This window comes from Actinotalea solisilvae, from assembly GCF_016464425.1.
Classification (GTDB): domain Bacteria; phylum Actinomycetota; class Actinomycetes; order Actinomycetales; family Cellulomonadaceae; genus Actinotalea; species Actinotalea solisilvae.
Genome location: NZ_JADDKQ010000010.1, coordinates 13,565 through 39,837, shown reverse-complemented (window position 1 = coordinate 39,837; position 26,273 = coordinate 13,565). Strand labels below are relative to the sequence as shown.

Genomic DNA, 26,273 nt, shown 5'->3' with positions numbered 1-26,273 from the left:
CGGTGGTCAGTGGGTGAGGATCTTGGACAGGAAGTCCTTGGCCCGGTCGCTGCGGGGCGCGGTGAAGAAGGTCTCGGGGTCGGCCTCCTCGACGATCTGCCCGCCGTCCATGAAGACGACGCGGTGGGCCGCCTTGCGGGCGAAGCCCATCTCGTGCGTGACGACGATCATCGTCATGCCGTCCGCCGCGAGCGAGACCATGACGTCGAGGACCTCGTTGATCATCTCCGGGTCCAGGGCCGACGTCGGCTCGTCGAAGAGCATGACCTTGGGCCGCATGGCGAGCGCGCGCGCGATCGCGACGCGCTGCTGCTGGCCGCCCGAGAGCTGCGCGGGCAGCTTCGCGGCCTGGTTCGCGACGCCGACCCGCTCGAGCAGCTCCATCGCGAGCGTCCGCGCCTCCGACGCGCGCATGCCCTTGGCCTTGATCGGGCCGAGGGTCACGTTCTCGAGCACGGTCTTGTGGGCGAAGAGGTTGAAGGACTGGAAGACCATGCCGACGTCGGCCCGCAGGCGCGCGAGCGCCTTGCCCTCGGCCGGCAGCGGCTGGCCGTCGATCGTGATGGTCCCGGAGTCGATGGTCTCGAGGCGGTTGATCGCCCGGCACAGCGTCGACTTGCCCGAGCCGGACGGGCCGATGACCACGACGACCTCCCCGCGGTGCACGGTGAGGTCGATGCCCTGCAGCACGTGCAGGGCCCCGAAGTGCTTGTCGACGTCGGTGAGGACCACCAGGGGGTCTCCGACGGGGCTGCGCCCGAGCGCGAGGCCGGGCTCGGGGGAGTCAGACGTCATCTGCTGAACCTAGGGGCCGGGGACGCCGCCGGGCCACTCGATGCGTGGCGATTCGGGTCACGAATCGGCAACAGCCGGTCAAGAGATCGTCAGTGCCGGGTCTTCACCCGCTGCCCACCGGGGCAGGTCGTCCCACGCCGGACGGAGCGCCGCGCGGCCCGCCGTACCCTGGTGGGGCCATGACGACCACCCTGCCGAGCACCCTGCCCCCGTCCGCCGACGACGCCGCGGCGCGCCCGACGTACGTCGTGCGCACGCTGGGCTGCCAGATGAACGTCCACGACTCCGAGCACATGGCCGGCATGCTCGAGGCGGCGGGGTACGTGCCCGCCCCGGCCGACGACGCCGCCGCGTCCCGCGCCGACGTCGTCGTCATCAACACGTGCGCCGTGCGCGAGAACGCGGCGACCCGCCTCTACGGCAACCTCGGCCACCTCGCGTCGGTCAAGGCCGCGCGGCCGGGCATGCAGATCGCCGTCGGCGGCTGCCTCGCGCAGAAGGACCGCTCGGTCATCGTCGAGAAGGCGCCGTGGGTCGACGTCGTCTTCGGCACCCACAACCTCGACGCGCTGCCCGTGCTGCTCGAGCGCGCGCGGCACAACGCCGAGGCGCAGGTCGAGATCGCCGAGTCGCTCCAGGTCTTCCCCTCGACGCTCCCCACGCGGCGCGAGTCCGTCTACGCCGGCTGGGTCTCGATCAGCGTCGGCTGCAACAACACGTGCACGTTCTGCATCGTCCCGCACCTGCGCGGCAAGGAGCGCGACCGCCGGCCGGGCGAGATCCTCGCCGAGGTCGAGGCGCTCGTCGCGGGCGGCGCCGTCGAGGTCACGCTGCTCGGGCAGAACGTCAACAGCTACGGGGTCGAGTTCGGCGACCGCGGGGCCTTCGCGAAGCTGCTGCGCGCCGTCGGCGCCGTCCCGGGCATCGAACGGGTCCGCTTCACCTCGCCGCACCCCGCCGCGTTCACCGACGACGTCATCGCCGCGATGGCCGAGACGCCGACGGTCATGCCACAGCTCCACATGCCGCTGCAGTCGGGCTCGGACCGCGTCCTGCGCGCGATGCGCCGCTCGTACCGCTCGGAGAAGTTCCTCGGCATCCTCGACCGCGTGCGGGCGGCGATGCCCGACGCCGCCATCACCACCGACATCATCGTGGGCTTCCCGGGCGAGACCGAGGAGGACTTCGCCGAGACGCTGCGCGTCGTCGAGGCCTCGCGCTTCACGTCCGCGTTCACGTTCCAGTACTCGCCGCGTCCCGGAACCGCCGCCGCCGACCTGCCGGACCAGCTGCCGAAGGCCGTCGTCCAGGAGCGCTACGAGCGCCTGGTCGCGCTCCAGGAGGCCGTGTCGACGCGCGAGAACGCGCTCCAGGTGGGCCGGGTGGTCGAGGTGCTCGTCGCCGAGGGCTCGGGTCGCAAGGACGGCGCGACGCACCGGGTCACGGGCCGCGCCGCCGACAACCGTCTCGTGCACCTCGCGACGCCGCCCGGCGTGGCGGGCGCGCTCGAGGCGCGCCCCGACGCGCCCGACGTCGACCCCCGGGCGCTCGTCGACCTGCCCGCGGACCTGCCGCGGCCCGGCGACCTCGTGACGGTCCGCGTGACGCAGGCCGCGCCGCACCACCTCGTCGCGGACTCGGCGCTCGACGGCGGCCCGTACGCCGTCCGGCGGACGCGCGCGGGCGACGCGTGGGCGGCGCGCGAGCGTGCCCGTGCGGGCCTCGAGGACGACGCCCACGGCCACGGCGCCGGGGGCGGCGCGCAGGGCGGCCCCGTCGCCCTCCCGATGCCGTCGCTCCGCCGCGCCTGAGGCGCGGCGCCGGGCGCGCGACGGACCCGGCTCAGCCCTCCTCGGGCACGAGCTGGCCGAGCGCCGCGAAGAGCTGCACGCCCGTGCCGAGGCCGCACGCGACGAGCTGGGCGAGCTGGTCGTCGGTCACGCCGTGCTCGAGGTCGACCGAGACCTCGCCGTACAGGGCGAGCTCGCCCTCCTCCGACCGCACGTAGGCCTTGGGCCAGATCCGCTCGCGGTTCCAGTCGTTCACGGCGAGCAGGGCGGCCGCGCGCCGCTCCTCGGGCACCGTGCGGTGCCAGCGGCCGCGGACCTGCAGCACCTCGTGGTTCTCGCCGAGGAGGAGGAACCAGAACCGGTCGCCGTCCCAGGTGCCCGTGAGGTCGTCGTCCTCGTCGCGCTGCACGTGGTAGCCCTGGCCCACGAGGTACGCCTCGACCCGCGCGCTGTCGAGCGGGCGGGGCCGCTGGACGAGGCGGGACGGACCCCGGCCGGCCTCGTGCGCGGGGTCGTCGCGGCGCCGGGCCCTCACGGCGCGCTCGCAGCCGGGTCGGGGAACAGCCCGTCGACCGTGTCGAAGAGCAGGCTCGAGGCGCTCAGCGCGCAGTGCAGGAGCTGGCCCAGCTGGGCGTCGGTGACGCCGTGCTCGAGGTCGGTGGCGACCTCGCACGTGAGGTGCACCATGCCGTCGTCGCGCACGCGCACGTACGCCTTCGGCCAGATCTTGTCGGCGTTCCACTCGTTGCAGATCTCGAGGACCTCGGTGAGGCGCTCGATCGCGAACTCGCGGTTCCACTGCCCCCGCACCTGGAGGATCTCGTGGTGGTCGCCGAAGAGGAAGAAGTAGAACAGGCGGCCGCGCCACAGCCCGCCGACGTCGCCCTCGTCGTCCACGAAGTACGTGTAGCCGTGGTGGGTGAACCACGCACGCAGGCGCTCGGTGGTCAGCGGCGTGGGGACGTCGCGCGGCGTCTCGACCCGCTGGAGCGGTGCGCGGCGGACCGGGTCGCCGAGCAGGCCGGCGAGCGGCCGGCCCTGGGTCGCCTCACGGGCCGGCGGACCGGCCTCGACGACGCGACGCACCCAGGAGAAGAACCCCATCGGCCCAGGGTACCCGTGCCCCCCGACGGCCCCGGCAGCGCCGCACGGGTGGCGGCCGCCCCGGGCGCCGGGCGGTAGCGTCGCCGTCGTGCTCGTCGGTGCCGCGCTGATCCCGGACACGGTCCTGCTCGTCCCCGGCGCGGCCGGGCGCGCGGACGTGCTCGGGCGCGAGCGCGACGCGGCCCTCGACGCCCTCGCGACCCTGCTCGCCACGGCGCCGGACCTCGTGGTCGTCGTGGTCCCCGTGACGCGGGGCCCGGGCGGGTCGCCGACGCGGGGTCACGAGGTCGCCTCGCTGGGCCCCGCGGGCCTGCCCGACGACGGCCTGGGCTGGCCCGCCGTTCCGCGGGCCCCGGGTGACGACCGGTCGCCGTCGGGCGGCGTCGCCGCGGCGGTCGGACGGCGTGCGCTCGTCGCCGCGGGCTGGCGAGGGCCGACCGCCGTGCTCGTCGCCGGCGGGCGGGACCCCCGGGCGCTCGCGCACGAGGGCGCGTCGGTCGCCGACGCGTCGGCCCGCGTCGCGCTGCTGCTGGTGGGGTCGCTCAGCGCGCGCCGCGGCCCGGACGGGCCGCTGCCGACCGACGACCGCGCGCCCGACGTCGAGGACGCCGTCGTCGCCGACCTGCTCAGCCTCGACGCGCCCGCGCTCGACCGTCTCGTCGCGGTGCCCGCGCACCTCGCGGGCGAGCTCGCGGTGAGCGCGTGGGGCCCGTGGCAGGTCCTCGCGGGCGCGGCGCGCGGTGCCCCCCTGGCGCCGGGCCGCCTGCTCGCCCGGTCGGCGCCGTTCGGCGCCACCTACGTCGTCGCCGCGTGGGCGCGCGCATGAGCGGGCCCGTGGTCGCCGTCGTCGGGCCGACGGCGACCGGCAAGTCCGACCTGGGTGTCGCGCTCGCGCTCGCGCTCGGCGGCGAGGTCGTCAACGCCGACGCGATGCAGCTCTACCGGGGCATGGACATCGGCACGGCCAAGGTGACCGACGCGGAGCGGCGGGGCGTGCCGCACCACCAGCTCGACGTGCTCGAGGTGGAGGAGGACGCGTCCGTCGCCGCCTACCAGCGCGCCGCCCGGGCCGACGTCGAGGCGATCACCGGCCGCGGCCTGCGCGCCGTCGTCGTCGGCGGCTCGGGCCTGTACGTGCGCGCGCTGCTCGACCGCATGGAGCTCGCGCCCGTCGACCCCGAGGTCCGCGCGCAGCTCGAGGCGCGCGCCGAGGCGGAGGGGACCGGGGTCCTGCACGACGAGCTCGCGGCGCTCGACCCGGCCGCGGCGAGCACGATCGGACGGCAGAACACCCGCCGCGTCGTGCGCGCGCTCGAGGTCATCACCCTCACGGGGCGGCCGTGGACGGCGTCGCTGCCCGAGCAGGAGTACGTGCGTCCCGCGGTCCAGCTCGGCCTCGACTGCGACCGCGCCGTGCTCGACGAGCGCGTCGCACGCCGGGTCGAGCGCATGTGGGACCGCGGGCTCGTGGCGGAGGTCGTGGGCCTCGCGCCGCGGCTCGGCCGCACGGCCCGGCGCGCCGTGGGCTACGCCGAGGTCCTGGCGGCGCTGCGCGGCGAGCGCACGCTCGACGACGCCCGCGCGGGGGTCGTCGCCGGGACGCGCCGGCTCGCACGCAAGCAGATGGGCTGGTTCGGCCGCGACCCGCGCGTGCACTGGCTCGACGCCCAGGACCCGGACCTCGTCGGTCGTGCGCTCGACCTCGTGGCGCAGGCGGACGACGGACGCCTCGCCGACCCCGGCTCGCGCCGCCGTACGCTCGGCTCATGACCTCGCCCGCGGCCTCCGCCGCACCCGCAGCGCCTGCAGCACCGGCAGCGCCGGCAGCACGGCCGACGCTGCACGTGTGGAAGGGGCACGGGACGCAGAACGACTTCGTGCTGCTCGACGACCGGGACGGCGCGCTCACCCTCGACGCGGCGCTGGTCCGCGCGCTCGCCGACCGCCGCGCGGGCGTGGGCGGCGACGGCGTCATCCGCCTCGTCGCGAGCGAGCACCTGCCCGAGGGCGCCGCGCTGCTCGCCGACGAGCCCGCGGCCGGCTGGTTCATGGACTACCGCAACGCCGACGGCTCGGTCGCCGAGATGTGCGGCAACGGCGTGCGCGTGCTCGCGCGGTTCGCCGAGCACCGCGGGCTGTGGGACGGCCGGGGCGAGCTGGTCGTCGGCACGCGCGCGGGCGTGCGCCGCGTGGTGCGCGTCCCCGCGCCGGACGGCGCCGGACCCTGGTACTCCGTCGACATGGGGGCGTGGAGCCTCCCGGGCGGCGACCGCGCGCGCGAGGCCGGGCAGGACGCCGAGGTCGCCGTCACGGGCCTCGCCGTCGCGCGGCCCGCGCTGAGCGTCGACGTCGGCAACCCGCACACCGTGCTCGCGCTCGCGGACCTCGACGAGCTCGCCGGCGCGGACCTCACCCACGCGCCCGACGTGAGCCCCGTGCCGCCGGACGGCACCAACGTCGAGCTCGTCGTGCCGCTCGGCGAGTCCGCGCACGACGGCGTCACCGAGGGCGAGGTCCGGATGCGCGTCCACGAGCGCGGGGTCGGGGAGACGCGCTCGTGCGGGACGGGCGCGTGCGCGGCGGCCCTCGCGGTGCGCGCGTGGGCCGGGCCGACGGCGCCCGACGTCTGGTCGGTGCACGTGCCCGGGGGCACCGTGCGCGTCCGGGTGCGGGGCGAGCGCGTCGAGCTCGCGGGCCCGGCGGTGATCGTCGCCGAGGCCGACGTCGACCTCACGGCGCTCGCGGCGGTCTGACCCGGCGCGTCCGGGTCGGGCGGTGCCGGAGGTCAGCTCGGGGCGATCGTCCCCGGCCCGTCGACCCGCAGGACCCGGAACCCCTTCGCGCTCGCGACCCGGCTGGTGACGGCGCCGGCGTCCTCGAGCCAGCGCTGGAGCGAGTCCGCCCCGAGGTTGCGCTGCACGACGAGGTGCGCGGACGCGCCCTCCTCGAGCCGCGCGAGCCAGCGTCGCAGCATCGCGTGCAGCACGTCCTTGCCCACCCGGATCGGCGGGTTGGACCACAGGGCCGCGAGCCGGACGTCGCCGGGCACGTCGTCCGGCCGGGCAGCGACGACGTTCGTCAGCCCGAGCTCGCGCGCGTTGCGGCCCACGAGGTCGAGCGCGCGCTCGTTGACGTCGACGGCCCACACGGTCGCGCCCGGGGACGCGAGCGCGAGCGAGAGGGCGACGGGCCCCCAGCCGCACCCGAGGTCGAGCAGGTGCCCGGAGGGCGGCGGGTCCGGCACGGTGCGCAGGAGCACCTGGGTCCCGAGGTCGAGCCGACCGGGGGAGAAGACGCCGCCCGCGGTGGTCAGCGTGAGGTCGCGGCCGCCGAGACGGACCTCGAGCCGCCGCAGCTCGGCCGGCGACGCGGGGCTCGCGGTGAAGTAGTGGTCGCCCGTGCCGTCGGGCTCGTCCGCCGCGTCGGGGCCGGTCGGAGCGGTCGGGCGGGGCACGCGCGGCACTCTAGCCGCCGTGCTCCGCGCACGCTGCGCTGTCGGCGTATTCGCTTCGCGGGCCGTCGGGACGCGTGACACCCTGGGTGGACCGGAACGGAAAGGCACCGATGACCCAGCACGAACCCACCACCCGCGAGGAGCGCGAGCTCGCCGACGCCGTCGTCGCCCGCGTCCTGGCCCGCGCCGGGACGGCGCTCGACGAGGGTGGCACCCGGACCGCCGAGGCCGACGGGCAGCAGCTGGACCGCGAGGACCGCGCCGCCCTGCGACGTGTGTCGGGCCTGTCCACCGAGCTCGCCGACGTCACCGAGGTCGAGTACCGGCAGCTGCGGCTCGAGCGCGTGGTCCTCGCCGGCATCTGGACGTCCGGCACGGGCGAGGACGCGGAGGTCTCCCTGCGCGAGCTCGCGGCGCTCGCCGAGACCGCCGGCTCGCAGGTGCTCGACGGCATCCTGCAGCGGCGGTCCCACCCGGACCCGTCGACCTACCTCGGGTCGGGCAAGGCGGCCGAGCTCGCGGAGCTCGTCCAGGCCGCGGGCGCGGACACGGTCGTGGTCGACGCCGACCTCGCCCCGTCCCAGCGCCGGGCGCTCGAGGACATCGTGCGCGTCAAGGTCATCGACCGGACCGCCCTGATCCTCGACATCTTCGCCCAGCACGCCAAGTCGCGGGAGGGCAAGGCGCAGGTCGAGCTCGCCCAGCTCGAGTACCTGCTCCCGCGCCTGCGCGGCTGGGGCGAGTCGATGTCGCGGCAGGCGGGTGGCCGCGTCGCCGGCGGCGCCGGCATCGGCTCGCGCGGTCCTGGTGAGACGAAGATCGAGCTCGACCGCCGCCGGATCCGCACGCGCATGGCCAAGCTCCGGCGCGAGATCGCGGCCATGGCGCCCTCGCGCGCGACCCAGCGCTCCGCGCGCAAGCGGCACCACGTGCCCTCGGTCGCGATCGCGGGGTACACCAACGCCGGCAAGTCGAGCCTGCTCAACCGGCTCACGGGCGCGGGCGTCCTGGTCGAGAACGCGCTGTTCGCGACCCTCGACCCCACCGTCCGCCGCGCGCAGACGCCCGACGGGCGCGCCTACACGCTCACGGACACGGTCGGGTTCGTGCGGTCGCTGCCGACGCAGCTGGTCGAGGCGTTCCGCTCGACGCTCGAGGAGGTCGGCGACGCCGACGTCCTCGTGCACGTCGTCGACGTCTCCCACCCGGACCCCGAGGGTCAGGTGGCCGCCGTGCGCGCCGTGCTCGCCGAGATCGAGGGCGCGGACGCGATCCCCGAGATCGTCGTCCTCAACAAGGCGGACGTCGCCGACCCGGACGTCGTCGTGCGCATGCGGCGGCGCGAGCCGCACTCGGTCGTGGTGTCGGCGCACACCGGCGCAGGCGTCGACCAGCTGCGCGAGATGATCGCGGCCGAGCTGCCCCGACCGCGCGAGGCGGTCGAGGTCGTCGTCCCCTACCAGCGCGGGGACCTCGTCAGCCGCGCGCACTCCGAGGGCGAGGTCGACTCGGAGGAGCACACCGAGGCGGGCACCCTCCTGCGCGGGCGCGTGGCGAGCGAGCTCGCGGCCGAGCTGCGGGCGGCCGCGGTCCGCTGAGGTCAGCGTCCGTACCTGCGTCCGTGGGCTGTGCGGCGCGGCCGGCGTGGTCGGGCAGCGCCTAGGCTGCCTCGGTGAGTCCTGCCCGACCCCCGCGCACCGCCCCGGGTGGCCCCCCGGAGGGCTCGGCCGCCGTCCGCGGGGTCGCGTCGGCGGACCCGCCTGAGCACGGTGGGCCACGCGGGGCGGCGCCCGACGCGCGCGCGGCCCGCCCCGAGGCCGCCGCGGACGACGTCGAGCTCCTGCTCGACGGCGCGGTCGACGCCCTCGGCGGGCGGCGCCGCGAGGGCCAGCACGAGATGGCCCGGGCCGTCGCGCGCGCGCTCGAGACCGGCGAGCACCTCCTCGTGCAGGCCGGCACCGGCACGGGCAAGTCGCTCGGGTACCTCGTCCCGGCGGTGCGTCACGCCGTCCTCGCCGACGAGCGCGTCGTCGTCTCGACCGCCACGCTCGCGCTCCAGCGCCAGGTCATGACGCGGGACCTGCCCCTCGTCGCCGAGGCCGTCGCGCCGCACCTGCCGCGCGCACCGCAGATCGCGCTGCTCAAGGGCTGGCACAACTACGTGTGCCTGCAGAAGGTCGCGGGCGGCTACCCGCAGGACGAGCCGGGCACGCTCTTCGACGCGCTCGGGGAGGCGCCGGGCGCCGCCGACCACCCCGCGGGCGAGGGCGCAGGGTCCGGGGGTCGGTCCGGGGTCGGCGACCTGGGGCGACACGTCGTCCGCCTGCGCGAGTGGGCCGCCGAGACCGAGACCGGCGACCGGGACGACCTCGTCCCGGGCGTGCCGGACCGCGCGTGGCGGCAGGTGTCCGTGACCGCCATGGAGTGCCTCGGCCCGAAGTGCCCGCTGGTCGACGACTGCTTCCCGGAGCGCGCCCGGGCCCGCTCGCGCGAAGCCGACGTCGTCGTCACGAACCACGCGATGCTCGGCATCGCCGCGGGCGGGTCGCCGGGCGTGCTGCCCGAGCACGACGTCCTCGTCGTCGACGAGGCGCACGAGCTGGTCGACCGGGTGACCGCGCAGGCGACGGCCGAGCTCTCGGCGGCGACCGTCGAGCACGCGGCACGCCTCGCGCGCCGGCACGGGGGCGTGCCGACGACGGACCTGGACGTCGCGGGCCAGGACCTGGGCGCCGCGCTCGCCGAGGCGCCCGAGGGCCGGTTCCGCGACGGTCTCCCCGCCGGGCTGGCGGCGTCCGTCGCCGCGGTGCGCGACGCCGCGCGCGGCCTCCTCACCGTCCTGAGGCCGGACCCAGGCGCGACCGTGGCGCCCACGGCGGAGGGCGGCCGCAAGATGGCCACGTCCGCCGTGCTCACGGTCTTCGAGATCGCCGAGCGGATGACCGGCGACGCGGTCCGCGACGGCCGCGACGTCGTCTGGTGCGCGCGCGGCGGCGAGGGCTGGGGCCGGTCGGCGGGGGTCTCGCGCCTGCACGCGGCGCCGCTCGCCGTCGCGGGCCTGGTGCGGACCCACCTGCTCGCCGGGCGGAGCGCCGTGCTCACCTCGGCGACCCTGACGCTCGGCGGCAGCTTCGCGCCGCTCGCCCGCTCGGTCGGGCTGGACGGCGCGCCGGCCCTCGCCGACGCGGGCTTCGCCCCGGTCGCGGGGAGCGCGGCGGGGGCGGACGCCGTGGCGCGCGGGACCGAGCCTCGTCCGGGGGCCGCCGCCGCGGGCGCGGGCGCCGCGACGCCCGCGGAGCCGCCGCCGGCCCCGTGGACGGGCGTCGACGTCGGCAGCCCGTTCGACTACGCGCGGGCCGGCATCCTCTACATCGCGCGGCACCTGCCCGCGCCGGGCCGGGAGCCGACCACGGACGCGCAGCTCGACGAGATCGCCGCGCTCGTCGAGGCCGCGGGCGGGGCGACGCTGGGCCTGTTCTCGTCGCGCCGCGCGGCGGTCGCGGCCGCGGAGGCGATGCGCGAGCGGCTCGACGTGCCCGTGCTCTGCCAGGGTGACGACCAGCTGCCGACCCTCGTCGCGCGCTTCGCGGCGGACGACGCGACGTGCCTGTTCGGGACGCTGTCGTTGTGGCAGGGGGTCGACGTCCCGGGCCGGACGTGCCGGCTCGTCCTCGTCGACCGCATCCCGTTCCCGCGCCCGGACGACCCGGTGCGGTCCGCCCGGACCGAGGCCGTCGAGCGGGCGGGCGGCAACGGCTTCATGGCGGTCTCGGCGACGCACGCCGCGCTCATGCTCGCGCAGGGCGCGGGCCGCCTCGTCCGGACGGACACGGACCGTGGGGTCGTGGCCGTGCTGGACCCGCGGCTCGCGACCGCGCGGTACGGGACCTTCCTCGCGCGGTCGATGCCGCCCTTCTGGCAGACGACGGACGGCGACGTCGTGCGGTCCGCGCTGCGGCGCCTGGCGGCGCAGGAGGCCGCACCCGCCGTAGGGTGAGCCCGGCATCCCAGGACCCGACGGACGGAGCGCAGACCATGGTGGACACGGCCGGACGCGGGCAGCGCGAGCTCGACGACCTGGGGCTCGACGCCTCACCCGTGGGGCGCCGGACGACGAAGCTCGCGGTGGTCGGCGCGGGCTCCGTCGGCTCGACCATGGCCTACGCGGCGCTCATGCGCGGCGCCGCCCGCACGGTGGCGCTCTACGACATCAACGCGGCCAAGGTCGAGGCCGAGGCGCTCGACATCGGTCACGGCATCCAGTTCATGCCGATGGCCGACGTCGTCGGGTCCGACGACATCGCCGTGTGCGAGGGCGCGGACGTCGTCGTCGTCACCGCCGGGGCGAAGCAGAAGCCCGGGCAGACGCGGATCGACCTCGCCGAGGCGACCATCTCGCTCGTCCGGTCGATGCTGCCGGGCCTCGTCGAGGTGGCGCCGGACGCGGTCTACGTCATGGTCACCAACCCCGTCGACATCGTCACGTACGCGGCGCTGAAGTTCTCGGGCCTGCCCCCCAACCAGATGTTCGGGTCGGGCACCGTCCTGGACTCGTCCCGGCTGCGGTACCTGCTCGCGCAGCACACCGGCGTCGCCGTGCAGAACATCCACGCGTACATCGCGGGGGAGCACGGCGACTCCGAGATCCCGCTGTGGAGCTCGGCGACCATCGGCTCGGTGCCGCTCATGGAGTGGCCGGGCATCCCGGGGCCGAACGGCATCACCGGTCGCCTCGACGCGGCCGACCGCGAGCGGATCGCCGAGGAGGTCGTGAACTCCGCGTACCGGATCATCGCCGGCAAGGGCGCGACCAACTACGCCGTCGCGCTCGCCGGGTCCCGCATCATCGAGGCCGTCCTGGGCGACGAGCGCCGGGTGCTGCCCGTCTCGTCCCTGCTCGAGGACTACCGCGGGATCTCCGACGTGTGCCTCTCGGTGCCCTCGATCGTCGGTCGCGAGGGCGTCGGCGCACGCCTCGAGGTCTCGATGTCCGACGCCGAGCTCGAGGGCCTGCGGCGGTCGGCCGACCAGCTGCGCGCGGTCGCGCGCCAGTTCGGCCTCTGACCGCACGGACCCGACCGGGCGCGTCGCCCGGTCAGGTCCGTGCCCGCGGCGGACGGGTCACAGGCTCCGCAGCACGCTCACCACGCGACCGAGCACGACGGCGTCGTCGCCCGGGATGGGTGCGTACGCCGCGTTCTGCGGCAGGAGCCACACGTGGCCGTCGGCGCGGCGCAGCGTCTTGACGGTCGCCTCGCCGTCGATCATCGCCGCGACGATCTCGCCGTTCTCGGCGACCGGCTGGCGCCGCACGACCACCCAGTCGCCGTCGCAGATGGCCGCCTCGATCATCGAGTCGCCCGCGACCTTGAGCAGGAAGAGCTCGCCGTCACCGACGAGCTGGCGCGGCAGCGGGAAGACGTCCTCGACGACCTGCTCGGCGAGGATCGGACCGCCGGCGGCGATGCGCCCGACCACCGGGACGTACGACGGCGCGGGTGCCGCGTCCCGCAGGCCCGTCTCGTCGACGACCGCCTCGTCCGTCTCGGGCGACAGGTGGCCGATCGCCCGCGAGTCGTCCGGGTGCACGACCTCGATCGCCCGCGGCCGGTGCGGGTCGCGCCGCAGGTAGCCCTTGCGCTCGAGCACCGTGAGCTGGTGCTTGACCGACGACGGGCTCGTCAGGCCGACCGCCTCGCCGATCTCCCGCATGCTCGGCGGGTAGCCGCGGCGCTCGACGCTCGACCGGATCGTCTCGAGCACCAGCCGCTGCCGCGGGGTGAGGCCGTCGCCCCCCGCAGGCCCGTCCGGCAGCGCGTGGACGGACGCGAGAGTCCCGTCGGGACCCGTCGGGGGTGTGCTCCTGGGTGCCATCGCGCCCTCCGTCTCGGTGCTGTCGGCCTGCTGATGCCTGCTGGTCCTGCTGGTTCCTGAGCCTGCTGACGCCCGCTGTCCCGGTGCACGCCGGTTCGTGTCAGTGCCCGGTGATGGGCTTGCGCCGTGCTCCCCACCCTAGGGGCGCAGCACGCGGTGATCAAACACCTGTTCGAGCGTGTCTCGACAGCGTGTCGTCCGCGTGGTAGACATCGTACAGACGTTCGACGAACAGACGTTCGACCGAAGGAGGCGCCATGAGCGCGATCACCTGGGACCACGAGCCCGTCCTGACCCTGCCGGCGCGCCGCCCGCGTGCGGACCGCGCCGCGTCGGCCGGGGTCGCACCGTCCGGGGCCTCGCTGCGCCTCACGCGCCGTGGCCGCCTCGTCGTGTGGGCACTGGCCGTCGCGGTCGCCACGGGGGTCGGGCTGTCGGCGCAGAGCGCGACGGCCGACGCGCCGGGCGCGGCGCTCCCGGTCGAGACCCGCGTGATCGCGCCCGGGGAGACGCTGTGGCAGATCGCCGGCGAGGTCGCCGCGCCCGGCGCCGACCTGCGCGACGTCGTCGCCGAGCTCGTCGAGCTCAACGGCCTCGGCGACGCCGGCCTCCAGGCGGGCCAGGAGATCCTCGTCCCGGTCGGCTGACGCGGCGGGCGGCCCCGCTCGCGCTCCTTGCAGCGGCCTGCGCGCGACCGTACGGTGTGGCGGTCAGCGCGAGGAGGTGGAGGCAGGTGCACTGCCCGTTCTGCCGGCACGGCGACTCCCGCGTCGTCGACTCCCGGACGTCGGACGACGGCTCGTCCATCCGCCGACGGCGGCAGTGCCCCGAGTGCCTGCGGCGCTTCACGACGCTCGAGACGGCGTCGCTCTCGGTGGTCAAGCGCTCGGGCGTCACCGAGCCGTTCAGCCGCGAGAAGATCGTCAACGGCGTCCGCAAGGCCTGCCAGGGCAGGCCCGTGAGCGAGGACGACCTCGCCCTCCTCGCCCAGCGCGTCGAGGAGACCCTGCGCAGCACGGGGACCGCCGAGCTCGACGCCCACGAGATCGGCCTGTCGATCCTGGGCCCGCTGCGCGAGCTCGACGAGGTGGCCTACCTCCGTTTCGCGAGCGTCTACCAGGCGTTCGACTCCCTCGACGACTTCGAGGCCGCGATCACCGCGCTCCGCGCCGAGCACGACGAGCCCGTCGGGGACGCGGCCGGCGCCTGACGGCGGCCGGCTCGCGGGTCCCGGACTGCGGTGCCACGCTGGCGGGACCCCGACCTGACGGGGCGACGACCCAGGCGGAGGCACCATGACGGGCACCCCGGACGCGAGCGGCCCCGGCGACCTCGACCGGCGGCTGCTCGCCGTCTACCTCAACGACCACCTCGCCGGCGCGGTCGCGGGCGCGGAGCGCATGCGCCGCACGGCCGACGTGCTGGCGCGCACGCCCGTCGGCCCCGGGATCGACCGGGTGGCGACCGAGGTCGCGGCCGAGCGTGAGGAGCTGAGGGCGCTGCTCGGCTCGCTCGGCGTGACGCAGGCGCTGCCCAAGCAGGTCGCGACCTGGCTCGGCGAGCGGGTGGCCCGACTCAAGGCGGGCGGCGGCATGGTCCGGAGCTCGCCGATCACGGCCCTGCTCGAGGTCGAGATCCTCCGCAGCGCCGTCATGGGCAAGCGCGGGCTGTGGCAGACGCTGACCGAGCTCGCGCCCTCGCTGGGGATCGACGCGGTGCGCTGCCGCGAGCTGTGGGAGCAGACGGACCGTCAGGTCACGACCCTCGACCAGGTCCACGCCTACGTGCGGGGGCGGGCCCTGAGGCGCTCGGACGGCCGCGAGGCGCCCGTCTGAGCTCCTCGGCGACCGTCGCCGGGGGACCACGCCACGCCGGGGACGTCCCCGTCCGCGCTCAGGACCCGTCGTCGATGACCTGCTGGCGGACGACGCGCCGCAGCACCTTGCCGATCTGCGAGCGCGGCAGCTCCGTGAGCACCACGAGGTCGCGCGGCAGCGCGTAGCGCGCGAGCCGCTTCTCGGACCACGCGCGCACCGCGGCGAGGTCGACCCGCGGGCCGCCGTGCGCGAGCACGACGGCCGCCACGACGCGCTCGCCCAGGTCGCCACCCGCCGGGACGCCCACGACGGCGACGTCCTCGATGCCCGGCATCTCGCGCAGGTGGTCCTCCACCTGGGACGGGTACACGTTGAACCCGCCCGTGATGATGACCTCCTTGATGCGGTCGACGAGCCGGACGAAGCCGCCGTCCTCGACGACGACGACGTCGCCCGTGCGCAGCCACGTGCGCCCGTCGAGCTCGACGAGCACCGCCGCCGTGCCCTCGGGGCGGCCCCAGTACCCGCGGAACACCTGCGGCCCGCTGACGAGCAGCTCGCCCTGCTCGCCCGGGGCGACCTCGCGGGTCGGGTCCTCCGGGTCGACCACCCGCATCCGCGTCGACGGGAAGGGCAGCCCGAGCCGCCCGGGCCGGCGCGCGGGGGAGACGGGGTTGCCCAGCGCGACCGGGGACGTCTCCGTCATGCCGTAGCCCTCGACGAGGATGCCGCCGGTGACCTGCTCCCACGCCGCTGCCGTCTCCGGCGAGAGCGCCATCGCGCCCGAGATGGCCTGCCGGATGGAGGTGAGGTCCGCGCCGCGCTCGCGCGCCGCGGCGGCGAGCCGCTCGAACATGGGCGGCACGCCGGGCAGGAAGGTCGCCGGCCGGCGCCGCTGGGCTGCGAGCACCGTGTCGACGTCGAACTTGGGGAAGATCACGGACGTCGCGGCGATCCGCACCGCGTAGGTGAGGCACAGCGTGAGGCCGAACGCGTGGAAGAAGGGCAGGGCGGCGTAGACCGTCTCGGTCCCGACGCGGTGCTGCGTCCAGGCCTGGCCCTGCGCCGCGTTGACGGCGACGTTCCGGTGCGTGAGGACGGCTCCCTGGGGCGTGCCCGTCGTGCCGCCCGTGTACTGCAGGAGCGCGACGTCGTCGAGGTCCGGGTGCGGGTGGTCGGCCGGCAGCGGTGCCGCGCCGCGCAGGAGCGCCGCCCACGTGGTCGTCCCCGGCGCGAGCGGCACGGGGCTGCGCAGGGCGTCGCGGCTGCGGCGTGCGGCCGGGACCGGGAGGCGCAGGAGCAGGCGCGAGCGCCACGGCAGGTCCGCGGCGAGGTCGACGGCGACGACGGTGCGCAGCGCGGTGCGCTCGCGCGCGTCGAGCACGCGCTCCACCGCCTTCGTCCAGACGAGCGCCACGGTCGCCCCGCTGTCCGCGAGCTGGTGGCCGAGCTCCTCGCTCGAGTACGTCGGGTTGTGCTCGACGACGACGGCGCCCAGGCGCAGGACGGCGTAGAAGGCGACGACGTGCGTCGCGGAGTTGGGCAGGACGAGCGCGACGCGGTCACCCGGCCGCACGCCCGCCGCGCGCAGGGCCCCGGCGGCCCGGGCGACGCGCCGGCCGAGCGTCGCGTACGTCGTCGTCGCGCCGAGCAGGTCGGTCGCCACCCGGTCGCCGTACGCGGCGACGACACGCTCGAGCGTGCGGGTCACCGGCTCGTCGGGCTCGTCGACGTCGCCGGGCACGCCGGGCGCGTAGGAGGAGAGCCAGGGGCGGTCGTCGTCGTACGGCACGTCCCCATCCTAGGTTACGGAACCGTAGGTTACGGACCGGTAGCCGCCGCGGCGCGGAGGTTCGCCCGGACGGCCCTCAGAGGTCGCTCGACCGCGAGCCCCACAGGTTCACGCCCGAGTCGACCGCGTGCTCGTCGATCGCCGCGAGCTCCTCGGCGGTGAACGGCGGCGACGCCAGGGCGCCGAGGCTGTCGTCCAGCTGGGCGACGCTGCTCGCACCCACCAGCACGCTCGTCGTGCGCGGGTCGCGCAGCACCCAGGCGATCGCGGTGCGCGCCAGGCTCTCGCCGCGGCCCCGTGCGACCGCGTCGAGCCCCCGGACCCTGGCCCGGACCTCCGGCGTGATCCACGCCGGGTCGAACGACGCGGCCCGGGACGCGCGCGACCCCTCGGGCACGCCGTCGAGGTACTTCTGGGTGAGCAGGCCCTGGGCGAGCGGCGAGAACGCGACCAGGCCCATGCCGGCGTCGCCGACGACGTCGAGCAGCGAGCGCCCGTCCGGCGCGGTCGGCTCCTCGACCCACCGGTTGAGCATCGACCACGAGGGCTGGTGGACCGCGAGCGTGAGGCCGAGGCCGCGGGCGACCTCGAGCGCCTCGAGGGTGCGCGTCGCCGAGTACGACGAGATGCCCGCGTGCCGCGCCCGGCCGGAGGCGACGGCGGTCGCGAGCGCGCCGAGGGTCTCGGCCAGCGGCGTCCTCGGGTCGAAGCGGTGGCTGTAGAACACGTCGACGTGGTCGACGCCGAGCCGCTCCAGCGAGGCGTCGAGGGATGCCAGCAGGTACTTGCGGCTCCCGTGCTCGCCGTAGGGCCCCGGCCACTGGCGGTAGCCCGCCTTGGTGGTGAGGACGAGCTCGTGCCGGCGACCGCGCAGCGCCGTGCGCAGCAGCCGGCCGACGAACGCCTCGGCCGCGCCCGGGGGAGGTCCGTAGTTGTTCGCCAGGTCGAGGTGGGTGATCCCGCGCTCGACGGCGTGGAGCACGATCTCGCGCTGCCGCTCCTCGGGTCGGTCGTCGCCGAACCCCTGCCACAGCCCGAGCGAGACCGCCGGCAGGTCGAGGCCCGTGCGGCCGGCGCGGCGGAAGGTCGTCGTCGGAGCTGCCACGGCCCCGACGCTACGCCAGCGCGTGCCGCGGCGGGGCGTCGGTCGGCCGGGCGTAAAACCCTCGCCACGTCGCGTAGCGTGGCCGACGGCCGTGCGACGCCCGGCCCACGACGAGACCCGGAGGTGGCCATGGCCGACGACGACCGCGGGGCGCCCGCCCCCGAGACCGGCACCGCAGCCCAGGACGGCGACACGGCCGCACCCGACGCGAAGGCGCGGTTCCGTGAGGCGCTCGAGCGCAAGCAGGGCGCGGCCCACCGCAGCGCCCAGGGACGCGCCAACACCGGCGTGGTCCACGGGTCCGAGGTCACGGGCCGGGGCAAGCGCACGTTCCGCCGCAAGACCGGCTGACCGCAGGTCCCTCAGCCGCCGGACCGCACGTCCGGTGCACCACGACGCACGACGCCCGACGCACGGCCGCCGCCCCGCCCGGGGCGGCGGCCGTCGCGCGTCCGGCGCCCGACGGCGTCAGGACAGGACGCGCAGCCGGATCGTCTGGTCCATCGTCCGCAGCACGTCGCACACGTCCGGGCCCAGGTCCGCCGCGACGTCGGTGACGACGTAGCCGAGCTCGCCGCGGGTCGCGAGGAGCTGGCCCTCGATGTTCACGCCGTGCTCGGCGAGCGTCTGGTTGATCCCCGCGAGCACGCCGGGGGTGTTGTGGTGCAGGTGCGCGAGCCGGTGCGACGCCGGCGAGGCGTCGAGCGCCAGGTTCGGCAGGTTGACGCTCAGCGTGGTGGAGCCCGTCCGCAGGTAGTCCCGCAGCTTGTTCGAGACGAACTGGCCGATCGCCTCCTGGGCCTCCTCGGTCGACCCGCCGATGTGCGGGGTGAGGATGACGTTCGGCAGGCCGCGCAGGTCGGACTCGAACGCGTCGCCGCGGCGCTTGGGCTCGTCCGGGAACACGTCGACCGCGGCGCCGCCCACGTGACCCGACAGGACGTGGTCGCGCAGCGCGGCGTAGTCGACGACGAAGCCGCGCGAGAGGTTGAGGAAGATCGCGCCGGGCTTCATCCGCGCGAACTGCGCAGGGCCGAAGAGGCCGGCGTTGCCGTCCCGGCCGTCGACGTGCAGGGTCACGACGTCGGCGACGTCGAGCAGCTCGTCGAGCGTCTGCATGCGGCGCGCGTTGCCGAGCGAGAGCTTCTCGGCCGAGTCGTAGAACACGACCGACATGCCCAGCGCCTCCGCCAGCACGGAGAGCTGGGTCCCGATGTTGCCGTAGCCGACGATGCCGAGCGTCCGGCCGCGGACCTCGTGCGCACCCTCCGCGGACTTGTCCCAGACGCCCGCGTGGAGCGCGCGGTCCCGCTCGGTGAGGCGGCGCGTCAGCGCGATGATCTCGGCGAGCGTGATCTCGACCACCGAGCGCGTGTTCGAGAACGGCGCGTTGAACGCGGCGACGCCCCGTTCGGCGGCCGCGCGCAGCGCGATCTGGTTGGTGCCGATGCAGTAGGCGCCGACGGCGAGCAGGTCCGGCGCGTTCTCGAGGACGCGGCGCGTCACCTGCGTCTTGGACCTGATGCCGAGCAGGTGGACCCCCTGGAGGGCCTCGATGAGCTCGTCCTCGTCGAGCGCGCCGGTCCGGGACGTCACGTCGACGTCGTCGCCCTGCAGGATCGTCGTGGCCAGGGGGTGGAGGCTCTCGAGGAGCAGGGCGCGCAGCACGGGTCCATGGTGGACCGAACGCCGCGGACCGCGAAGAACGGCCCGACAGGCGGGACACGCCCCGGCGCGGGAGACTGCGGCCGTGGGCGACGATCACGAGGCCGTGCGGCCTGCCGCGCCGCCCGTGCGCCGACGCCGGCCCCGAGGGCTGGTCCTCGTCCCGCTCCTGCTGCTCGCGGTCGCCGCCGGCGGGGCGGTGGTGCGCACCGACGGCGACCTGGCCTCCCTCGTGCGGCCGCGCGCCTACGTCGAGATCGACGGCGAGGCCGTCGCGGTGCCCGCGCCCGAGCCGGCGCAGGGCCGGATGGCCCCCGCCGTGCCCGTGACCACCGCGGGGTCGCACGCGTTCCTCCACACGACCGCCGAGGGCGGCCCCGTCGGGTACGACCCGTGCCGGCCCGTCCGGTGGGTCCTGCGCGGCGACGGCATGCCCGACGGCGGCCGGGCCGTCCTGGACGAGGCGGTCGCCGTCGTCGAGGCCGCGACGGGGCTCGTGCTCGTGCCGGTGGGGGAGACCGACGAGCCCCCCGTGCTCGAGCGGCCGCTCATCCAGCCCGAGCGCTACGGCGACGGCTGGGCCCCCGTGCTCGTCGCGTGGTCGGACGAGGCGACGGTCCCCGAGCTCGCGGGCCAGGTCGCCGGAGTCGGCGGCTCGGCCGCCGTCCCGGGCGCCGACGGCGAGGGCGAGTGGCTCGCGGCGGGTCGCCTGGTGCTCGACGCCGAGGACATCGGCGGCCTGCTCGAGCGCGACGGCGGTGCGGCCCAGGCGCGCGCGATCGTCGTCCACGAGCTCGCGCACGTGCTGGGCCTCGACCACGTCGACGACCCGGGCGAGCTCATGCACCCCGTGACCTCGACGCGCACCGACCTCGGTCCGGGGGACCTGCAGGGCCTCGCGCTCGTGGGTCAGGTGGCCTGCGAGGACTGAGCCAGGCCCGCGGGCAGCGGTCCCGTCGTCAGCACGTGCAGCCGACGCGTGGGCCGCGTCATCGCGACGTAGAGGTCGCCCGGTGTGCCCTCGAGCTCGCCCGGCTCGACGAGCACCACGACGTCGAACTCCAGGCCCTTCGTGTCGCGCGGCGCGAGCACCGCGAGCGGGGCGTCGAGCACGTGCGCGCCCGCTCCGGCGCCCAGGGCCCCGGCGAGTCGCGACGCCCCGAGCACGCGCGCGACGTCGGCGACCCGCCCGGGCGCGGCGATGACGGCGACGCGGCCCCCCTCGCCGTCCGCGGCGTCGGGCCCCGTGCCGGCGACGCGCAGCGCGTCGGTCACCGCGTCGACCAGCTGGCCGTCGAAGGCCGCGACGGTGGTGACGACGAGGGCGTCCGCGACCTCGCGGGCGGACGTCAGGCGGCTCACCGGCAGGTCCGCGGCGCGCGCGACCCGCTGCGCGGCGCGCGCGACCTCCGCGGGCGTGCGGTAGTTGACCGTGAGCTCGGCCAGGCGCCACGAGCCCCGCAGCACGGGGTCCAGCGTCTGCGCCCACGCGCGCGCGCCGGCGGGCGACGCCGTCTGCGCGACGTCGCCGACGATCGTCATCGACCGTGTCGGGCACCGGCGCAGCAGCATGCGCCACGCCATGGCCGAGAGCTCCTGCGCCTCGTCGACGACGACGTGGCCGTAGGTCCACGTGCGGTCGCCCGCGGCGCGCTCGGCCGTCGTGAGCAGGGGGCCGCCCTCGGCGAACCGGTCGGCGAGCAGCTCGGCGCTGACCAGGCCGCGTCCCGAGCCCGACGACGACAGCACCTGCCGCGCGTACTCGAGGTCCTGCGCGCGCCGCCGGGCGTCCTCGGCGTCCTGCGCGCGGGCGGCCTGGTCGTCCTCGCCGAGCATCTCGGCGACCTCGTCGAGCAGCGGCACGTCGGCGGGCGTCCAGCCGTGCTCCGGGTCCCGGAGCAGGAGCGCGCGGTCCGCGCGGCTCAGCTCGCGCGCGGCGGCGTCCAGGCGCGCGGGGCGCGTGAGCAGGTCGCCGACGAGCTTCTGCGGGGTCAGCGGCATCCACGCGAGGTTGAGCGCGATGCGCACCTCCCGCAGCGAGCGGAGCTCCTCGACCACCTCGGCGCGGTCCTCGGCGGGCACGGCGTGCCCGAGCTGCGCGACGTACTGCGCGGCGAGGCGCGCGAGCATGTCGCGCACGAACGTCACCCGCGCGAGGTTGTGCGGCTTGCCCGTGCGCCGGGCGCGGTGGATCGCGTCGGCGACGTCCGCCGGCGTGATCGTCACCACGCGCCCGTCGACGCGGACGCTCACCGGCTCGGCGGGCACCCGCTGACGCTGGCGCACGGCGCGGGCCAGGACGGTCGCCATGACGGCGCGGCCCTTGACCTCGGCGACCCGGTCCGGCTCGGTCGCGGTCGCCCGGACACCAGGCACGAGATCCGCGACCGTGGCCGTGACGACGCCCGTCTCTCCGAGCGAGGGCAGGACCTGGTCGATGTAGCGCAGGAACGTGTGGCTCGGTCCGACGACGAGCACGCCCGACCGCTCGAGCGTCCGGCGGTGCGCGTAGAGGAGGTAGGCGGCGCGGTGCAGCGCCACCGCCGTCTTGCCCGTGCCCGGGCCGCCCTGGACGACGAGCGCGCCCGCCAGGTCGGAGCGGATGATCGCGTCCTGCTCGGCCTGGATCGTCGCGACGATGTCGCCCATCCGGCCCGTGCGCGCGGTCGAGAGCGCGGCGAGCAGCGCGCCCTCGCCCGAGAGCCCGTCCAGCACCTCGTCGGCGCGACCGCGCCGGTCGGCGCCGCCGAGCGCGTCGTCGGCGGCCACGGTGCCCTCGTCGCCGACCAGCGCCGCGAGGTCGAGCACCTCGTCCTCGAGCCCCGTGACGACGCGGCCGCGGGTGACGAGGTGGCGCCGGCGCAGCACGCCGTCGGGCTGCGCGGACGTCGCCCGGTAGAAGGCCTGCGCGGCGGGGGCGCGCCAGTCGGTGAGGAGGGAGGTGTGCTCGGCGTCGGTCAGGCCGAGCCGGCCGATGTAGCGCACGGACCCCTCGGTGAGGTCCAGGCGGCCGAAGCACAGGCGCTGCTCGACCGCCTCGAGCTGCGCGAGCCGGTCCTCGTACAGCGTCGCGAAGGCGTCCCGCTCCGAGCGGTTCTGCGGCGAGCCCGACGGACCCACGCGCCGGACGCGCGCGAGGCGGGCACGGGTCTGGGCCCGCAGCTCGTCCAGCCGCGCGTACCGGACGTCGACCGCGGCCTGCTCCTGGCGGAGCTGGTCCTGCCTCGAAGACACCTGACCCCCTGGACCCGTCGCGGATGCGGCCGTCCATTATCAGCCCTCACGGGGCCGGTCCGTGCCGGTGCGCGGTGCGGGACCCGGGTGAACCCGCCGGGCGCGCACGTGCGTGGGGGCCGCGCAGGACACGCGCGGGTCCGGGCGGGCCCCTAGGATCGGGCGCGGCGCCCGGCGGCGCCGTGCCGGAGAGCGCGAGAGGTGGCCAGTGCCGTACCAGGAGACGAACCCGCGCCCGATCAGCGTCCTGCTCGTCGAGGACGACGACGGCGACGCGTACCTCGTGTCCGAGCTGTTCGCGGACGCGGACCAGCCGGTCGACCTCGTCCGCGCGCGCACCGTCGACGAGGCGCTCACGCAGCTCGACGTGGACTGCATCCTGCTCGACCTCGGGCTGCCGGACGCCGTCGGCATCGGTGCCCTCGAGCGCGTGCTCGCCGCGCCGAACATCCCGGCCGTCGTCGTCCTCACCGGCCTGTCGGACACGGGGCAGGGGCTGCGCGCGGTCGCCGCGGGCGCCCAGGACTACCTCGTCAAGGGGGAGGTCGACGCCCAGCTCCTCACGCGGTCCGTCCGCTACGCGATCCAGCGCCGTCGGGCCGAGCGTCAGGAGCGCGAGCTGTACCGCGCCCAGATCCGGGACTACGAGACGACGCGCCTCGAGCGGGCGCTGCTGCCCACGCCGCTGGTCGGCGACGGCGCCCTCGAGGTGCTCGTCGGCTACCGCGCCGGGCGCGACGGGCTGCTGGGCGGCGACTTCTACGACGTCGTCGAGCGCGACGACGGCGCGGTCGCCGCCGTCGTCGGCGACGTGGCGGGCCACGGGCCGGACGAGGCGGCGCTCGGCGCGACGCTGCGCACCGCGTGGCGCACCTCGGTGCTCGCGGGGCTGCCGCCGGCGAAGGTGCTCGACGTCGTCGAGCAGATCCTCACGGCGGAGCGCGGGCGGCCCGAGATCTTCGCGACGCTCGTCCAGGTCGTCGTCGCGCCGGACCGTCGCTCGCTCGACCTCTACCTGTGCGGCCACCCGACGCCCTTCCTGCTCGGCGTGCCGACGACGTCGCTGCCGTCCGAGAAGCGCGGCCGTGCGCTCGGCATCCCGGTGCTGGGCGGCTGGCAGCCCGAGCGCGTCGAGCTCGGCGACACCTGGCGCGTGATCATGTTCACCGACGGGGTGCTGGAGACCACGGTCGACGACGGCCTCACGCGCCTCGGCGAGGAGGGCCTGCAGCGGGTCATGGAGCAGCAGCTCGCGACCGAGGCGGAGCCGGGCCGCGACCCGCTCGGCCCGTCGTTCGTCGACTCGGTGCTCGAGGCCGTGAGCCAGCGCCACGGGGGCAACCTCGTCGACGACACGGCCCTCGTGCTGCTCGGCTGGGGCGGCCGGTGACCTCGCGCGGCCTGGCCGCGGACCGCACGTCGCTGCGCCGGCGCCTCGGCATCGCCCTCGTCGCGGGCGGCCTGGTCCTCGCTCTCCTGCTCGCGGGGGCGTTCGCGGCCCTCCTGCGGCACACCGACCGGCAGCAGGCCGTCACCGGCGTCTACTTCGACGCGATCACGCAGGCGGACCGGGCCTACACGCGCCTCGTCGACGCCGAGACGTCCGTGCGGGGGTACGCCCTCACGGCGGACCCGACCACGCTCGAGCTGTTCGAACGGCTCGTCGCGCCCGAGCCCGACGAGGGGGTCGCCGCCGCCGACCCCGAGGAGACCGAGGCGGCGCTGCGGGCCGAGCTGGGCGAGGGGCACGACGTCCTCGTGGCCCGCGAGGCGGCAGCGACGGCGGCCAGGACCTGGTACACCGACTTCGCCGAGCCGACCATCGCGGCCGTCGAGGCCGGCGGCCGCGGCGCGGTCACGGTCGACGAGGTCGAGGCCGGACGCGTGTTCTTCGACGACGTCCGTGTCCACGCCGAGGAGTACATCGACCTGCTCACGCAGTCGCGCCAGGCTGCGATCGAGGACCTCCAGGCCTCGAACCGGCTCGTCCTCGCCGTGCTCGTGTCCTTCGCCGTGGCCGCGCTCGCGGTCGGCGTCCTCGTCTGGGTCTTCCTGCGCCGGTGGGTCACCGACCCGCTCGCGACCCTCGCGGCGGACGCGCGGGTCGTCGCCGACGGCGACGTGGGCCACCCGGTCGGTCTCGTCGGCCCGGGCGAGGTCGGCGCGCTCGCGCACGACATCGAGCAGATGCGGCTGCGCCTCGCCGACCTCGTGGCCGAGGCGCGGGCGTCGCAGGCCGCGCTCGAGGAGTCGCACGCCCAGCTGGTCGAGCAGGCGGAGGACCTGCGCCGCTCCAACCGGGACCTCGAGCAGTTCGCGTACGTCGCGTCGCACGACCTCCAGGAGCCCCTGCGCAAGGTCGCGAGCTTCACGCAGCTGCTCGCCAAGCGGTACGAGGGCCAGCTCGACGAGCGCGCGGACCAGTACATCGCCTTCGCCGTCGACGGCGCCAAGCGCATGCAGCGCCTCATCAACGACCTGCTCGGCTTCTCGCGGGTCGGGCGCATCGGCGGCGAGCTCGCCGACGTCGAGCTCGACGACGTGCTGGGCCAGGTCTCCGCGGACCTGGACCGCGTGGTCGAGGAGACCGGCGGCGCCATCGAGGGGTCGGGGCTGCCGGTCGTCCGCGGCGAGCGCCCCCTCCTCGTCCAGCTCGTCGCGAACCTCGTCGGCAACGCGCTGAAGTTCCGGCACCCGGACCGCGCGCCGCGCGTCCGGTTCGAGGCCCGGCGCTCAGGCGACCAGTGGGAGGTGGCCTGCCACGACAACGGCATCGGCATCGACCCGCAGTACGCCGACCGGGTGTTCGTGATCTTCCAGCGGCTGCACGCCAAGGACGTCTACGAGGGCACGGGCATCGGGCTCGCGCTGTGCAAGAAGATCGTCGAGTACCACGGCGGTCACATCTGGATCGACCCCGAGCCCGCCGACGGCGGCACGACCATCCGGTTCACGCTGCCGGTCGCCGAGGCCGGGACGGACGCCCCGTCGACGGCCGCCCGACCGGGCGTGCGGGCCGCCGACGCGCCGGCCGTCCCCGTGACCGTCGACGCCCCGGCCGCGACCGGTCGCGTAGGCTCGACGCCCGGGGACGACGCGCGTCCCGCGCGCGCGACGCCCGCACACGACCCGGAGGACGCCCCGCATGGCTGACCACAAGACCATCGACGTGCTGCTCGTCGAGGACGACCCGGGCGACGTCCTCATGACGCGCGAGGCGTTCGCCGAGAACAAGGTCGCCAACCGGCTCGCCGTCGTGAGCGACGGCGTGAGCGCGCTCGAGTTCCTGCGCAAGGAGGGCGAGCACGCGGACGCCCCGACGCCCGACCTCGTCCTGCTCGACCTCAACCTCCCGCGGATGGACGGCCGTCAGGTCCTCGCCGCGATGAAGTCCGACGACGAGCTGCGCCGGATCCCCGTCGTCGTGCTCACGACGTCGGAGGCCGAGGAGGACGTGCTGCGGAGCTACTCGCTGCACGCCAACGCGTACGTGACCAAGCCCGTCGACTTCGACCGGTTCATCGACGTCGTGCGGCAGATCGACGACTTCTTCGTCTCCGTGGTGCGCCTGCCGTCACGGTGACCACGGAATGCGGCGCGGCGCACGGGCGTTGACCCGAGCGCCGGCCGTGGGCCGGGCACG

At 76.0% G+C, this 26,273-nt stretch carries 24 protein-coding genes; 15 read left to right on the top strand and 9 right to left on the bottom strand.

Features of this window, described 5'->3' with window-relative positions:
• Positions 1–6: 6 nt before the first annotated feature.
• Entirely contained in the window at positions 7–795 is a 789-nt protein-coding gene (locus JIG38_RS10545; protein WP_199423775.1) for an amino acid ABC transporter ATP-binding protein, read from the bottom strand.
• Between the two features lie 179 nt (positions 796–974).
• Here JIG38_RS10545 and miaB point away from each other — a divergent pair, with 179 nt between their 5' ends.
• Positions 975–2,606, top strand: a complete 1,632-nt coding sequence (gene miaB / locus JIG38_RS10540; RefSeq protein ID WP_199423774.1) for a tRNA (N6-isopentenyl adenosine(37)-C2)-methylthiotransferase MiaB — start codon at positions 975–977, stop codon at positions 2,604–2,606.
• A 31-nt stretch (positions 2,607–2,637) separates the two neighbouring features.
• Here the strand turns inward: miaB and JIG38_RS10535 are convergent, their stop codons facing one another.
• Positions 2,638–3,120, bottom strand: coding sequence for a type III secretion system chaperone family protein (locus tag JIG38_RS10535; protein ID WP_199423773.1), 483 nt, complete (start codon positions 3,118–3,120; stop codon positions 2,638–2,640).
• Positions 3,117–3,689: a YbjN domain-containing protein gene (locus JIG38_RS10530; RefSeq protein ID WP_199423772.1), complete on the bottom strand. Its 573-nt coding sequence runs from the start codon at positions 3,687–3,689 to the stop codon at positions 3,117–3,119. The genes JIG38_RS10535 and JIG38_RS10530 overlap by 4 nt, the downstream gene beginning before the upstream one ends.
• An 88-nt stretch (positions 3,690–3,777) precedes the next feature.
• Between JIG38_RS10530 and JIG38_RS10525 the strand changes: the two genes are divergently transcribed.
• The 3 genes from JIG38_RS10525 to dapF are packed head-to-tail and all read left to right on the top strand — an operon-like array spanning position 3,778 to position 6,442.
• Positions 3,778–4,515, top strand: coding sequence for a class III extradiol ring-cleavage dioxygenase family protein (locus JIG38_RS10525; protein ID WP_199423771.1), 738 nt, complete (start codon positions 3,778–3,780; stop codon positions 4,513–4,515).
• Positions 4,512–5,459: a tRNA (adenosine(37)-N6)-dimethylallyltransferase MiaA gene (gene miaA / locus JIG38_RS10520; RefSeq protein WP_199423770.1), complete on the top strand. Its 948-nt coding sequence runs from the start codon at positions 4,512–4,514 to the stop codon at positions 5,457–5,459. The genes JIG38_RS10525 and miaA overlap by 4 nt, the downstream gene beginning before the upstream one ends.
• Entirely contained in the window at positions 5,456–6,442 is a 987-nt protein-coding gene (gene dapF / locus JIG38_RS10515; protein WP_199423769.1) for a diaminopimelate epimerase, read from the top strand. Before miaA ends, dapF begins: the two co-directional genes overlap by 4 nt.
• Before the next feature lie 32 nt (positions 6,443–6,474).
• Here dapF and JIG38_RS10510 read toward each other — a convergent pair whose 3' ends face one another.
• Positions 6,475–7,143, bottom strand: a complete 669-nt coding sequence (locus JIG38_RS10510; RefSeq protein WP_199423768.1) for a class I SAM-dependent methyltransferase — start codon at positions 7,141–7,143, stop codon at positions 6,475–6,477.
• Positions 7,144–7,253: 110 nt separating this feature from the next.
• Here JIG38_RS10510 and hflX point away from each other — a divergent pair, with 110 nt between their 5' ends.
• The 3 genes from hflX (at position 7,254) to JIG38_RS10495 (ending at position 12,207) form a co-directional block, all read left to right on the top strand.
• Positions 7,254–8,741, top strand: coding sequence for a GTPase HflX (gene hflX, locus JIG38_RS10505; RefSeq protein ID WP_199423767.1), 1,488 nt, complete (start codon positions 7,254–7,256; stop codon positions 8,739–8,741).
• A 242-nt stretch (positions 8,742–8,983) separates the two neighbouring features.
• Positions 8,984–11,140 carry an ATP-dependent DNA helicase gene (locus tag JIG38_RS10500; protein ID WP_233404817.1) on the top strand — a complete coding sequence of 719 codons (2,157 nt, stop codon included), beginning with the start codon at positions 8,984–8,986 and terminating at the stop codon, positions 11,138–11,140.
• A gap of 38 nt (positions 11,141–11,178) precedes the next feature.
• Positions 11,179–12,207 (top strand): L-lactate dehydrogenase, encoded by a 1,029-nt coding sequence (locus tag JIG38_RS10495; RefSeq protein WP_199423966.1) that lies wholly within the window; start codon positions 11,179–11,181, stop codon positions 12,205–12,207.
• Positions 12,208–12,264: 57 nt separating this feature from the next.
• Here JIG38_RS10495 and lexA read toward each other — a convergent pair whose 3' ends face one another.
• The gene (lexA, locus tag JIG38_RS10490) at positions 12,265–13,017 is read right to left on the bottom strand and encodes a transcriptional repressor LexA (protein WP_199423765.1); all 753 of its coding nucleotides are present in this window, start codon (positions 13,015–13,017) and stop codon (positions 12,265–12,267) included.
• 257 nt (positions 13,018–13,274) lie between these two features.
• On the opposite strand from lexA, the gene JIG38_RS10485 reads away from it, so the two are divergent.
• The 3 genes from JIG38_RS10485 (at position 13,275) to JIG38_RS10475 (ending at position 14,852) form a co-directional block, all read left to right on the top strand.
• Positions 13,275–13,664, top strand: coding sequence for a LysM peptidoglycan-binding domain-containing protein (locus JIG38_RS10485; RefSeq protein WP_199423764.1), 390 nt, complete (start codon positions 13,275–13,277; stop codon positions 13,662–13,664).
• A gap of 86 nt (positions 13,665–13,750) precedes the next feature.
• Complete coding sequence (nrdR, locus tag JIG38_RS10480) at positions 13,751–14,227, top strand: transcriptional regulator NrdR (RefSeq protein ID WP_199423763.1); 477 nt, start codon at positions 13,751–13,753, stop codon at positions 14,225–14,227.
• A gap of 85 nt (positions 14,228–14,312) precedes the next feature.
• Positions 14,313–14,852 (top strand): hypothetical protein, encoded by a 540-nt coding sequence (locus tag JIG38_RS10475; protein WP_199423762.1) that lies wholly within the window; start codon positions 14,313–14,315, stop codon positions 14,850–14,852.
• A gap of 58 nt (positions 14,853–14,910) precedes the next feature.
• On the opposite strand, the gene JIG38_RS10470 is transcribed toward JIG38_RS10475, so the two are convergent.
• Positions 14,911–16,626 carry an AMP-binding protein gene (locus JIG38_RS10470; RefSeq protein WP_199423761.1) on the bottom strand — a complete coding sequence of 572 codons (1,716 nt, stop codon included), beginning with the start codon at positions 16,624–16,626 and terminating at the stop codon, positions 14,911–14,913.
• A gap of 76 nt (positions 16,627–16,702) precedes the next feature.
• On the bottom strand, positions 16,703–17,731 hold the full coding sequence (locus JIG38_RS10465; protein WP_199423760.1) for an aldo/keto reductase: 1,029 nt from the start codon (positions 17,729–17,731) through the stop codon (positions 16,703–16,705).
• Between the two features lie 129 nt (positions 17,732–17,860).
• Between JIG38_RS10465 and JIG38_RS10460 the strand changes: the two genes are divergently transcribed.
• The gene (locus JIG38_RS10460) at positions 17,861–18,082 is read left to right on the top strand and encodes a DUF5302 domain-containing protein (RefSeq protein WP_199423759.1); all 222 of its coding nucleotides are present in this window, start codon (positions 17,861–17,863) and stop codon (positions 18,080–18,082) included.
• A 117-nt stretch (positions 18,083–18,199) separates the two neighbouring features.
• On the opposite strand, the gene serA is transcribed toward JIG38_RS10460, so the two are convergent.
• Positions 18,200–19,399: a phosphoglycerate dehydrogenase gene (gene serA, locus JIG38_RS10455; RefSeq protein ID WP_199423758.1), complete on the bottom strand. Its 1,200-nt coding sequence runs from the start codon at positions 19,397–19,399 to the stop codon at positions 18,200–18,202.
• Positions 19,400–19,481: 82 nt separating this feature from the next.
• On the opposite strand from serA, the gene JIG38_RS21035 reads away from it, so the two are divergent.
• Entirely contained in the window at positions 19,482–20,327 is an 846-nt protein-coding gene (locus JIG38_RS21035; protein WP_199423757.1) for a matrixin family metalloprotease, read from the top strand.
• Here the strand turns inward: JIG38_RS21035 and JIG38_RS10445 are convergent.
• Positions 20,306–22,630 (bottom strand): HelD family protein, encoded by a 2,325-nt coding sequence (locus JIG38_RS10445; protein ID WP_199423756.1) that lies wholly within the window; start codon positions 22,628–22,630, stop codon positions 20,306–20,308. The genes JIG38_RS21035 and JIG38_RS10445 overlap by 22 nt on opposite strands.
• 208 nt (positions 22,631–22,838) lie before the next feature.
• Between JIG38_RS10445 and JIG38_RS10440 the strand changes: the two genes are divergently transcribed.
• The 3 genes from JIG38_RS10440 to JIG38_RS10430 are packed head-to-tail and all read left to right on the top strand — an operon-like array spanning position 22,839 to position 26,213.
• Positions 22,839–24,020 carry a PP2C family protein-serine/threonine phosphatase gene (locus JIG38_RS10440; protein WP_199423755.1) on the top strand — a complete coding sequence of 394 codons (1,182 nt, stop codon included), beginning with the start codon at positions 22,839–22,841 and terminating at the stop codon, positions 24,018–24,020.
• Positions 24,017–25,783 (top strand): sensor histidine kinase, encoded by a 1,767-nt coding sequence (locus tag JIG38_RS10435; RefSeq protein WP_199423754.1) that lies wholly within the window; start codon positions 24,017–24,019, stop codon positions 25,781–25,783. Before JIG38_RS10440 ends, JIG38_RS10435 begins: the two co-directional genes overlap by 4 nt.
• On the top strand, positions 25,776–26,213 hold the full coding sequence (locus tag JIG38_RS10430; RefSeq protein ID WP_199423753.1) for a response regulator: 438 nt from the start codon (positions 25,776–25,778) through the stop codon (positions 26,211–26,213). Before JIG38_RS10435 ends, JIG38_RS10430 begins: the two co-directional genes overlap by 8 nt.
• The last annotated feature ends 60 nt before the right edge of the window (positions 26,214–26,273 follow it).

Bases quoted from the DNA above. Each gene is read 5' to 3' on its own strand.
- JIG38_RS10545 (WP_199423775.1), bottom strand. From the start codon at position 795: ATGACGTCTGACTCCCCCGAGCCCGGCCTCGCGCTCGGGCGCAGCCCC.
- miaB (WP_199423774.1), top strand. From the start codon at position 975: ATGACGACCACCCTGCCGAGCACCCTGCCCCCGTCCGCCGACGACGCC.
- JIG38_RS10530 (WP_199423772.1), bottom strand. From the start codon at position 3,689: ATGGGGTTCTTCTCCTGGGTGCGTCGCGTCGTCGAGGCCGGTCCGCCG.
- miaA (WP_199423770.1), top strand. From the start codon at position 4,512: ATGAGCGGGCCCGTGGTCGCCGTCGTCGGGCCGACGGCGACCGGCAAG.
- dapF (WP_199423769.1), top strand. From the start codon at position 5,456: ATGACCTCGCCCGCGGCCTCCGCCGCACCCGCAGCGCCTGCAGCACCG.
- hflX (WP_199423767.1), top strand. From the start codon at position 7,254: ATGACCCAGCACGAACCCACCACCCGCGAGGAGCGCGAGCTCGCCGAC.
- JIG38_RS10495 (WP_199423966.1), top strand. From the start codon at position 11,179: ATGGTGGACACGGCCGGACGCGGGCAGCGCGAGCTCGACGACCTGGGG.
- lexA (WP_199423765.1), bottom strand. From the start codon at position 13,017: ATGGCACCCAGGAGCACACCCCCGACGGGTCCCGACGGGACTCTCGCG.
- JIG38_RS10485 (WP_199423764.1), top strand. From the start codon at position 13,275: ATGAGCGCGATCACCTGGGACCACGAGCCCGTCCTGACCCTGCCGGCG.
- JIG38_RS10475 (WP_199423762.1), top strand. From the start codon at position 14,313: ATGACGGGCACCCCGGACGCGAGCGGCCCCGGCGACCTCGACCGGCGG.
- JIG38_RS10460 (WP_199423759.1), top strand. From the start codon at position 17,861: ATGGCCGACGACGACCGCGGGGCGCCCGCCCCCGAGACCGGCACCGCA.
- JIG38_RS10430 (WP_199423753.1), top strand. From the start codon at position 25,776: ATGGCTGACCACAAGACCATCGACGTGCTGCTCGTCGAGGACGACCCG.